Consider the following 9884-nt stretch of genomic DNA (forward strand, 5'->3'; position numbering starts at 1 on the left):
GGATCGAGAGCGGCCCTATAGAAGACCTATGGGCACCTGGGGTAGCGACCTGGGCACCGCGAGGGGCGCCCTGGGCTGGCCACCCCTCGCGGTCGGACGGTCGTCCGGGCTCAGCTGTCGATCAGCCGGGTGAACACGACGGTGTCGAAGACGTCCTCCATCCGGACGGCCAGCCCGTTCCGGAAGGTCCAGGAGTGGACGAACGGCAGGGTCTCCGTGCGGCCGCTCAGCGAGGTGACGGCGCGGACGCCGAACACCACCACGCGGTCACCGGCGTGCACGAACTCCCGCGGTTCGAGCCGCATGCCGCCCAGCACGGTCGGGACCTTGGCCAGGAAGTCCAGCACCCCCTGGTGGCCGTTCTTGGTGCCGCCCAGTCCGTACGCGGCGAGGCCCTCGGGGTGGACCCACTCGATGCCCGGGTCCATGGTCGCCAGCAGGGCGGCCACGTCCCGGTCGTGGAAGGCGCGGTAGGCGGCGTGGACGAGGTCGAGGTTGGCGTTCTCCCGGGTCACGTGCGGGCTCCTCGGTGCTGGACGTGCTCGGATGCGGCGTACCGGGGCCTGAGGCGATCGGGGTGGAGGGCGGCGAGGGTCAGGCGCAGGCCCTCGCGCCAGTCGACCTCGCACGGGCCGGTCAGCCGGCGGCGCAGCGCGGGGTCGAACTGGTAGGTCTCCCGGGTGACGTCACTCGGCACCAGCCGGGCGGACACCCCGGTGAGCTCCTCCAGGTGGCGGACGATGTCGGTGATGCCGACCGCCTCGTCCCCGCCCCAGTTGACCAGGGTCGCGGGCACCGACGCGGCCTCCCACAGCCGGGGCACCTGCCGGACGATGTCGGCGGTGTGGATGGGCGAGCACCAGTTCTGGCCCTCCCGCGGCACCGGGATGGGCTGGCCGTCGAGCATCCGCTGGAAGTACAGCATCGGGACGCCGCCGTAACCGCCGGGCCCGTAGGCGATGTTGAGCCGGGCGATGGTGGTCGGCAGGCCGAGCACCCGGGCCAGGGCGCGGACGGCCCCCTCGGTCGCGATCTTGCCGACCGGGTAGGCCGGCAGCCAGTCCGCGACGCCGTCCACCGGGTCGTCCTCGGTGTAGGCGTGGTCGAGGGTCTGCCGGGCGTAGAGCGCGCCCGTCGACACGTACAGGAAGGCCTCGGCGGTGCGGCAGTGCGCCATCAGCCGGCCGGTGGCCGTGGTGTTGACGTCGATCGTCCGGTTGAAGTCACCGTCGTCGCCGCGCCGGACCGCGGAGTGGATGACGTGGGTGAAGTCCTCCGGCAGGCCCTTGAACGCGTCCTCGGAGTCGTCCTCCATGTCCCACCGCCAGGTGGTGACGCCCCGCGCCCGGAGCTCGTCGGCCACGCCCGGGGTGCCGAAGCGGCCGATGCACCACACGTCGTTCCCGGCGGCGGCGAGCGCTTCCGCGACCGGACGTGCGACCTGACCGGTTCCGCCGGTCACCAGGATCTTCTTGCCCCTCACTTGCCCTCTCCCATCGCCCGGTCGAGCTCCTTGCGCAGGACCGCCTGGAAGGCCGCCACGTGCTGCGGGCCCATCAGGGTGTAGTGCTCTCCCGGCACCTCGACGTACCGGTTGGCCTCCTCGGTGAAGTCGTCCCACCGGCGCAGTTCGTTCGCCAGCCAGTCCTCCTTCGTGCCCCGCAGCGGGTCCGCGTAGAGGACCGTCATCGAGCGGACCGAGCCGCTCGGCCGGTACGACTGGCCGAGGTCGGTGAGCCGGTCGGCCAGCTCCGCCCAGGCCGCGAACTTCGGCTGGTCCAAGTCCAGTTCGGCAATCCGGGCGGGCGGCGCCAGGGCCAGGAACCTGGCCAGCTGCTCCTCCCGCGGCAGGCCGCGCAGCTGCCCGGGCAGCTCCAGGGACTGCTTCTTGTCGATCAGCGCCATGAAGAACGCCAGGTTGACGGCCGTCTCGACGAAGTCCAGCTCGTCCATCCGGTACTTGATGTGCGGCGGCAGGTTGAAGCTGCCGACGAAGTCCACCCGCTCGCCCTGCCCCTCCAGCACCTTGGCCATCTCGAAGGCCACCGCGGCACCGAAGGAGTAGCCGGCCAGGGCGTACGGGCCGTGCGGCTGCCGGGCCCGGATCGCGGCCACGTAGGTGTCCACCATCTCCTCGAAGGTCCGGAACGGCTTCTCGCCCTCGTTGAACCCCCGGGCCCGCAGCGCGTAGAACGGCCGGTCCCCGACGAAGTACTGGGCCAGGTTGACGAAGACCAGCACCTCGCCGACCCCGGGGTGGACGCAGAACAGCGGCGTCTTGTCCCCGCTCACCTGCATCGGCACGACCGGGTCGTACTCCGTCTCACCCAGCCCCCGCAGCTGGGTGAGACGGCTCGCGAGCGTGCGGACGGTCGGCGCCGTGAGCACGGTGATGATCGGCAGGTCCGCCAGGCCCAACCGCTCCGCGACCTTGCCGCGCAGCCGCAGGATGTCCAGCGAGGTGCCGCCCAGGTCGAAGAAGCTGGCGGTGGCGCTGATCCGGGCCGGGTCCGTGTCGAACAGCTCGGCGTAGATCTCGGTGAGGACCCGTTCCGTCCCGTCCTCCGGAGCGCTGTAGCCGCCGAGCCGGCGCGTCGTCAACTCCTCCACCGCGTCCAGCGCCTGCTGGTAGGCGCCGGACTCCAGCCGCCTGCGCATCAGGGCCCGCTGGATCTTGCCGAGGCTGGTCTTCGGAAAGGCCTCCATCGGCAGCGGCAGGATCAGGGCGGGCCGGAATCCCCAGGTCAGCACGGTGGTGCTGCGGATGGCGGCCAGTGTCCGGTAGCGACCCGCCTCGTCCTCGGCGGGCAGCGGGCAGTGGAAGGCGACCACCAGCTGCTCGGTGTCACCGTCGGCCGCGCGGGTGGGGAACGCGGCGACGTACGCCGGGCTCACCCCGTCCAACTGCTCCAGCACCGTCTCCAGTTCGTGGCTGAAGTAGTTGACGCCGTTGACGATGACGCTGTCCTTGCTGCGCCCGACCAGGGAGAGCCGGCCCTCGTCGATCCGGCCGAGGTCGCCGCTGCGGAACCAGCCGTCGGCGGTGAACGCCTCCCGGGTCGCCGCCTCGTTGTTGTGGTAACCACGGGTGATCATCGGGCCGTTCAGCTGCAGCTCACCGACCTCGCCCTCGGGCAGCGCGCGGTCCTCCGCGTCGACGACCCGGATCCGCAGCCCCTCGACCGGCGTGCCCAGGTTCGCGAACTCCCGCCCCTCGTCCGCCTGCGGGAAGCCGAGCGAGTAGATGCTGCCCGCGCAGGTCTCGGTCATCCCGAAGGCCGGCCACAGCACCGCCGGGTCCAGACCGTACGGCGCGTACCGCTCCAGGAAGGTGCGGCCGGTCGCGCAGACCACCGCCTCACCGCCGCTGACGATGTGCCGCAGCCCGCTCAGGTCGAGCCGCTCGCGGTCGGCCGCGGGCATCCGCTCGGCGGCGGTGTTCAGCAGCCCGAGCAGGAAGTTGGGGGTGAACGTCATGGTCACCCGGTGCTCGGAGACGAGCCGCAGGAACTCCAGCGGCTCCCCGAGGACCACCTGGGCCGAGGCGTGGACCTGGCGGCAGCCGACGGACAGCGGCAGCAGGTGGCACTCCAGCAGCGCGGCGACGTGGTCGAAGGAGACCCAGTTGAGCGAGGTGTCCGTCTCGGTGAGCCGGTGGTAGCCGTTCTTCCCGGCCATGGACGCCAGCAGGTTGGCGTGGCTGAGCTCGACGGCCTTGGAGTTCCCGGTCGATCCGGAGGTCAGGACCAGCACCGCGACGTCCTCCGGCGCGGCCCGGTGCGGCTCGCCGGCGGGCTCACCGTCGTGCCCGTCGGCGGTCCGGCCCAGAGTGTCGGTCGTGGTGACCACCAGGCCCTCCACCGGCGGCAGTTCGGCCGCCAGTGCCGCATCGGTGACCACCAGCGGCCTGTCCAGCAGCGCGTCCACGTGCTCGAGCTGCGCCGCCCAGCGGCTCCGGTCGCCACGCTGCGGCGCCATCGGGCAGGGCACGAAGCCGCCCAACTGCGCGGCCCAGAAGGCGGTGAGGAACTCCGCCGGGTCCTCCAGCAGGAGCACGATCTTGTCCTGCGGCCGCAGCCCGTGCGCCCGCAGTCCGGTCAGCATCCGGCGCGCCCCGGCGAGCAGTTCGACGTGGCTCTGGTCGCGGTGGCCGGCGCCGGAACCGCCGGTGCAGTAGCGCAGACCGCTCGACGGCTGCCGTTCGGCCGCTCTCAGCAGGAGATCGACGATGGTCGTGGGTGGTGTGGTCATGGTTTCTCCTAGGCGTGGCTCTGGTGGAGCCGGGGGGACGAGCAGGGAGAAGGCCCTAGCCCCGGACTGGGGGGTGTAGGGACGGCGAACCATTGGGTAAGGGCCGAGTAAGGGGAAGCGTGGGGCCCCTGTTGTCCGTGGGGCCGTGCGGTCGAAACCGTAGGCCGTGTCTCGCCTGACGGGACGGGCGCTGGCCTGAAGAGCCGCGCGGTGCTACGGCTGGTGACGGACGGGTAGCCCCGGGTGCCGGAAGCGGAAGGTGAGGCCGTCGGTTCGGCCGCTGATCGACATCTTGCTGTCGCGATGGCCGTAGGGCGCTGCATAGCCGACCCGCTGTGCTATATGCGCGCAAACCAAGCCCGGAGACGTTTCGTTGACGGGCGATGGGCGTCGAACTAGGGTGTGGTTGATCTCTGTCCCGTTCGCACGCCTCCCACCAGAAGGGGGTCTTCCGCTCCGAACGGCAGGTGCTTCCAGCTGAGCCTGGAGCGTGCGCAACGGATGAGCGCGGGATGGATCAACGGGGGCTAGGAACAGTGGGTGTAAGGACTTTAACGACCGGACCGGGAGCCGAACTTCCGAAGGTGCACGCGGAGCACGTCGAGGAGGCTCTGCTACAGGCCAGGGCGCTGATCGAGTCGACGGTCTCGCTGCACCGTCGGCGCGCCGACGGTCCCGCACCGGTGTCGCGCACTGACGCGGAGGCGTTCAGCGAGACCGTGGAGCAGTTGATCGCCGGCGCCCGTCGCTCGGTGAGCCTGGCGCTCGTCTCGAACGGGAAGTTCGCCGTCGAGGCCCGTCGGGTGCTCTCCAGACCGCCACGGGCGGAGCATGCCCAGGGCGGCCCCGTCGTGCGGGTGCTCTGCGTGGGTGCCGCCACCGAAGGCGCCGTCGACCTGCTCGCGAACCTGAGAATGCCTCAGGTCGAGGTGCGGGTGTCCGAGACGGACCTGCGCGAGGTGCTGATCGTCGACGGCCGGGGTGCGCTGGTCCGCTCCGGGGCGGCGGGGCGTGGTGGCCGGGACGCCGTCACCGTCAACGATCCCGCCGTGGTCCGTGCCCTCGACCTCCTCTTCGCGGGCGCCTGGTCGCGTGCCAGGCCGCTGGTCCACCACGTGACCCTGAGCCCGCGCCTCGACACCGCCCAGACGCGGCGTGTCCTGGAGATGCTCCGGGAGGGCCACACCGACGAGGTCGCCGCGCAGGAGCTCAACGTCTCCCTGCGCACCTACCGTCGCCACGTGGCGGAGATCATGCGGGAGCTCGGCGCCAACTCCCGCTTCCAGGCGGGCTTCCGGGCGGTCGAGCTGGGGCTGCTGGCCAGCCAGGGGTGATCGGGGCCGGTCCCCGCCCGCCCACACCGGGTGGGGACCGCCGGGACTGTCAGCAAGGCGACGGAGAGGGTTGGAGCAGTGCCGGATCGGGCCGTGGACGAACTGGAGGAGGCGCTGCTCGGGGTGAGCGCGCTGATCGAGTCGACGGTCGCGATGAACCGCGACCGCTATTCCACCGATCGGCTCATCACCGCGATCAGCGGACCCTACCGGGACGTCCTCGCAACGGCGGAGGCGATGATCACCGGAGCGCGTTCGAGCATCGACATCGTGCACGCCAGGCGGATCCAGGAGGAGGAGCGCTCCGAGCGGTCCGAACGAGGGCTCCTCTACAAGGCGGACCCGTCCGTCACCGTCCAGCTGCTCAGCTCGCCGGAGCTGCTCGACGAGACCTTCGTCCGGGAACAGATCGACCTGCCGCACCCGGTGGCCATCCGGGTGGCCCGGGTCCCCCCGCTCCAGGCGGTCATGGTCGACCGGGAGGCGGCCCTGGTGGTCACCGGCACCGGGGTCAACCGGCGGGCCGCGGTGATCCGGGTGCCGGAGGTGATCCACACCCTGCACATCCTCTTCGACAACGTCTGGCGGGGCTCCGTGCCCGCCAACGAGCGCATCGTCTTCGGTGACCGTGCCCGGGCGGCCTTCGCCCGCCAGATCCTGGGGGCGCTGCGCGCCGGGGTCACCGACGAGGTCGCCGCGCGTGAGCTCGCCATCTCGGTGCGCACCTACCGGCGGTACGTCGCCGAGATCATGACCCTGCTGAGCGCCAACTCCCGTTTCCAGGCCGGGGTCCGGGCTGCCGAACTCGGCCTGCTGCCCCCGAGCCGCTCCGGCTCCGAGTGATCGGACCGAGGGCGGGGCAGGGCGGTCGGCTGCGCTTTCCTCAGGACGCCGTCCGAGGCGGCGCCGTCACGCGTCGGCCTGCTCGCCCGGCTCGTCGCCCTCGGCCTGCGAGGTGATCAGCTCGGTGAGGACGTCGATGTACGCGGCCAGGACCTCACCCCACGGCGTGTCACAGGACTGCAGGTAGGCCGAGTCCTCGGCCTCGTGGTCCTGTTCTATCTGGTCCAGCACGGACAGCGGGTGGGGGATTCGAACGCGGTCGAGCCGATCGTTGTCCATAGCTCCTCCTGGATGCGGCGCTTGTCCTTGGTACGGCCCCCGTTGTGAATCAGTATCGGTAATCCACCTATGCGGCGCCTTGAACCGACCTGTATGAGTCACCGATTCGCCACACATCGTTGCGTACGCCGTCGCACATTTCTCACCCCGGCACCGAAAGTGGCTGGATCCACGTCGGTCGGACCGGTGCCGGGACGGCCGCGTGCGCCCCGACTTCCCCCAAGACTTCCCCTCGATCCTGTGTCCGTTCCGTACAGATCCGACGGGTTGTGCGCACACCCGTCCGGCCCGGCGTTCCTCCCGGCGGGAGGCGGCGGAACTGCCGCTATGCTGTCCGGCGATCTTCGGACGGTCGACGGGGAACGGGGGAGCGGGTATGGGCAGCGACGGTGCCGGGACGGGGTTCAGTGCGCATCCGGACAAACTCGGGGACGTGGGGGACCGGTTGATCGCCGCGGGGCAGGACGTCCGGTCGGTGAAGGACGCGCTCGGCAAGCTGAACGTGTCGGACCCGGCGGTGTTCGGTGATCACGCGGGTGACGCCGTCAAGACCTTCTGGTCGGCCTGGCAGGACGAGCTCGGGGTGAACCTCGACGCGCTGATCGACCTCGGCGGCAAGGTGCACACCACGGCGAGCAACTACGCCACGACGGACCACGGTGTCGAGAAGCAGTACCAGAAGCCGGGAGCCTGACCGTGCCCGACCACGACATGAACCCGCTCGGCATCGACCCGGGCACCCCGATGGAGCAGGTCGCGTCGCTGAAGAAGACCATCGACGAGTCGCACGGCATGTGGGGCGCCGGTGATCTGAAGTACGCGGTGCACGACGCCCTGCAGCTGCCCGCGCCCAAGGGCGACTCCGGCAAGATCGCCGCGGTGGCCGCCGCGTACAAGACGGCGGTCGGCCAACTGGACCACGTGCAGATGAAGGTGGCGCAGGTCAGCTCCCAGCACCTGCCGGACGCCTGGACGGGGCAGGTCGGCGAGAAGGCCGCCGAGGTGGTCAGGGCCTCCGCGGACGACCTGACGCGCTGCGGCGACGCGATGGAGAAGGGGCGGCAGCAGCTGAGCGCGCTGGCGACCGCCCTGAGCGAGGCGCAGACCCTGCACGGGCAGGGCGCGGCTCCGTTGAGCGAGGCGCTGAAGCTGCTGCACGACATCACCATCAGCGGGGCGCCGGACCCGGTCAACTGGGACGACGACAAGATGCACACCGCCCACGCGAAGGCGAAGGAGGGCATCAAGTCGATCTACGACGCCGCGGTGAAGGCCGAGACGGCCGGCCGGACGGCCGCCCGCGAGCTGAACGCCCTGGCGAACAAGGCGCTGGCCGGCAAGTTCAAGAACAAGGGGCTGGGCGCGGAGGACAAGCTGGTGCTGGTCGACGCCTCGGTCGCCGGCAACGAGAGCGACGGCACCATCCTCACCGAGGCCAACGCGGTCCGGGCCTCCCAGCTGATGGACCAGATGAGCGACGCGGACCGGGCCCGGTTCGACCAACTGCTCGCGGGCAGCAAGTCCCCGGAGGAGCGGGCCTACCTGATGAAGGCGCTGGCCGCCGGGCACAGCTACGACGAGATCAAGGCCTTCGACGACCAGATCCACGACCACGCGGACGACCCCGGGTGGCTGGCGACGCGGATCTCGCCGGTCCAGCTGGCCTCGTCCACGCCCGGCCAGAGCCCGACCGGCTACGACGGGGTGGCCTGGGACCAGGGCCAGCACAGCACCTGCGTGGCCGCCTCGACGGTGACCGCCCGGGCGATGGTCGACCCGCTGTTCGCCTTCCAGCTCACCACGGGCGGCCACCCCGGCGACCCGGCGTACGACAACGGGCAGGCCGCCAAGGACCGCTGGGACAAGGAGACGAACCGCGTCTACGACTCCCGCTCCTGGATGCACCTGGGCGGGGACGGGATGTGGGACTGGGAGTCCAAGGACATCGCCAACTCCGAGATCGGCGACCACACCGGGGCCGGCTACAAGAACGTCGACCTCGAGGGGCCGGACCAGCGCCGGGACGTGCTGGCCCAGGTCGAGTCGTCGGTGGACCAGGGCAAGCCGGTGCCGATCTCCGTGAAGAACGACAAGTTCTTCCCGGACGGCCACCAGATGATGATCATCGCGCACCGCGGTGACCAGCTGGAGATCTACAATCCCTGGGGCTACACCGTCTGGGTCAGTGAGGACGACTTCGTCCACAACCACCTCGGGGGCGCCACCCAGGGCGACGAGCTCCCCATCGCCGACAGCGTCCGGATGCCCAAGTGAGGCTTGAGAGTTGAGTGCCAACCAGCAGCCCATGAGTGACGACCGGCTGGCCGAGCTGGACATCGAGGTCCTGCTGCGCTTCGGCCTGCCGGCCCCCGGCGTGGTCCGCTCCACGCTGTTCGGCGACGGGGCGGTGGCCGCGGCGATCGTCGCCGACCGGCTCGGCGTGCTGCCCCGGGCCGTGGCGTTCCTCGGCGAGGTGGTCCGCGCCGGCGGTACGGCGTTCGCGGCCGAGCTGCCCGAACCGCTGCCCGGCCCGGCCGCCGCGGCGGCCCGGGACTGGCTGGCGGCGGCCGCCACGGTCGTGCAGGACCCGACGGGCGACCAACTGGTCGCCCGCTGGCTCGACGCGGTCGCCGCCGTACTGGCACTGCGCGTCACCGACCGGGAGGCGGACTCGTGAGGAAGAAGTGGCAGCGGATCGTCCTCGTCGCCGTGGTCCTGCTGGCGGTCGCCGGGTCGGCGGGCGCGGTGGCGGTCCACCGGATGACCACCGGCAAGCTCGACCACGGCACCGTGTTCACCGCGACGTCGGGTGAACTGTCTGTCAAGCCGGGCCAGTTGTTCTCGGTCGAGGTGAGCGCGCACCGGGGCTGGGGCGACGTCTGGACGGTGGCCGAGCCGGCGCCCGACGCCGCCGTGGTGCAGACCGTCGGCGACGAGTACGTCCGGAACTTCGAGCTGTCCAACCTGGGCGGCGCGATCGGCTCGGATTCCGGCGGCCACTACTACTTCGTCTTCCGGGCCGGCGCGCAGCCGGGCCGGACGACCGTCACCCTGCACGTCGCCTACCGCGACCGCGGCGGCATGACGTACTCGGGCGGCCCGGAGCAGACCAAGCGCCAGTTCACCGTCGACGTCGGCTGAGCCGTCCCCGGTCGGGGGTGGGTCCACGCCCACCCC

General features: G+C 71.1%; 10 protein-coding genes. 6 read left to right on the top strand and 4 right to left on the bottom strand.

Annotation, left to right across the window (positions count from 1 at the left end; translation table 11 throughout):
- Window positions 1-110: 110 nt before the first annotated feature.
- Genes ABT247_RS28080 through ABT247_RS28090 form a run of 3 tightly spaced genes read right to left on the bottom strand, consistent with a single transcriptional unit; the run spans window position 111 to window position 4251 of the window.
- Window positions 111-515: a nuclear transport factor 2 family protein gene (locus ABT247_RS28080; protein WP_350747748.1), complete on the bottom strand. Its 405-nt coding sequence runs from the start codon at window positions 513-515 to the stop codon at window positions 111-113.
- Window positions 512-1483 (bottom strand): NAD-dependent epimerase/dehydratase family protein, encoded by a 972-nt coding sequence (locus ABT247_RS28085; RefSeq protein WP_350747751.1) that lies wholly within the window; start codon window positions 1481-1483, stop codon window positions 512-514. The genes ABT247_RS28080 and ABT247_RS28085 overlap by 4 nt, the downstream gene beginning before the upstream one ends.
- Window positions 1480-4251 carry an alpha/beta fold hydrolase gene (locus tag ABT247_RS28090; RefSeq protein WP_350747754.1) on the bottom strand — a complete coding sequence of 924 codons (2772 nt, stop codon included), beginning with the start codon at window positions 4249-4251 and terminating at the stop codon, window positions 1480-1482. The genes ABT247_RS28085 and ABT247_RS28090 overlap by 4 nt, the downstream gene beginning before the upstream one ends.
- A 584-nt stretch (window positions 4252-4835) precedes the next feature.
- Between ABT247_RS28090 and ABT247_RS28095 the strand changes: the two genes are divergently transcribed.
- Both ABT247_RS28095 and ABT247_RS28100 read left to right on the top strand, forming a co-directional pair.
- Window positions 4836-5585, top strand: coding sequence for a helix-turn-helix transcriptional regulator (locus tag ABT247_RS28095; protein WP_350747757.1), 750 nt, complete (start codon window positions 4836-4838; stop codon window positions 5583-5585).
- Window positions 5586-5663: 78 nt separating this feature from the next.
- Entirely contained in the window at window positions 5664-6428 is a 765-nt protein-coding gene (locus ABT247_RS28100; RefSeq protein WP_350747760.1) for a TrmB family transcriptional regulator sugar-binding domain-containing protein, read from the top strand.
- A 66-nt stretch (window positions 6429-6494) separates the two neighbouring features.
- Here the strand turns inward: ABT247_RS28100 and ABT247_RS28105 are convergent, their stop codons facing one another.
- Entirely contained in the window at window positions 6495-6707 is a 213-nt protein-coding gene (locus ABT247_RS28105; RefSeq protein ID WP_350747762.1) for a DUF6269 family protein, read from the bottom strand.
- A 433-nt stretch (window positions 6708-7140) separates the two neighbouring features.
- Between ABT247_RS28105 and ABT247_RS28110 the strand changes: the two genes are divergently transcribed.
- The 4 genes from ABT247_RS28110 to ABT247_RS28125 are packed head-to-tail and all read left to right on the top strand — an operon-like array spanning window position 7141 to window position 9848.
- The gene (locus tag ABT247_RS28110; protein WP_350747765.1) at window positions 7141-7401 is read left to right on the top strand and encodes a hypothetical protein; all 261 of its coding nucleotides are present in this window, start codon (window positions 7141-7143) and stop codon (window positions 7399-7401) included.
- A gap of 2 nt (window positions 7402-7403) precedes the next feature.
- Entirely contained in the window at window positions 7404-8981 is a 1578-nt protein-coding gene (locus tag ABT247_RS28115; RefSeq protein ID WP_350747767.1) for a hypothetical protein, read from the top strand.
- Between the two features lie 31 nt (window positions 8982-9012).
- Window positions 9013-9384 carry a hypothetical protein gene (locus ABT247_RS28120; RefSeq protein WP_350747770.1) on the top strand — a complete coding sequence of 124 codons (372 nt, stop codon included), beginning with the start codon at window positions 9013-9015 and terminating at the stop codon, window positions 9382-9384.
- Window positions 9381-9848 (top strand): protease inhibitor I42 family protein, encoded by a 468-nt coding sequence (locus ABT247_RS28125; RefSeq protein WP_350747772.1) that lies wholly within the window; start codon window positions 9381-9383, stop codon window positions 9846-9848. The genes ABT247_RS28120 and ABT247_RS28125 overlap by 4 nt, the downstream gene beginning before the upstream one ends.
- The last annotated feature ends 36 nt before the right edge of the window (window positions 9849-9884 follow it).

It is taken from the genome of Kitasatospora sp. NPDC001539, from assembly GCF_040298565.1.
In the GTDB taxonomy this organism is placed as follows: Bacteria; Actinomycetota; Actinomycetes; order Streptomycetales; family Streptomycetaceae; genus Kitasatospora.

What these genes read in the sequence shown, in the direction of transcription:
- ABT247_RS28090 (WP_350747754.1), bottom strand. Translation starts at nt 4,251, where the DNA reads ATGACCACACCACCCACGACCATCGTCGATCTCCTGCTGAGAGCGGCC.
- ABT247_RS28105 (WP_350747762.1), bottom strand. Translation starts at nt 6,707, where the DNA reads ATGGACAACGATCGGCTCGACCGCGTTCGAATCCCCCACCCGCTGTCC.
- ABT247_RS28120 (WP_350747770.1), top strand. Translation starts at nt 9,013, where the DNA reads ATGAGTGACGACCGGCTGGCCGAGCTGGACATCGAGGTCCTGCTGCGC.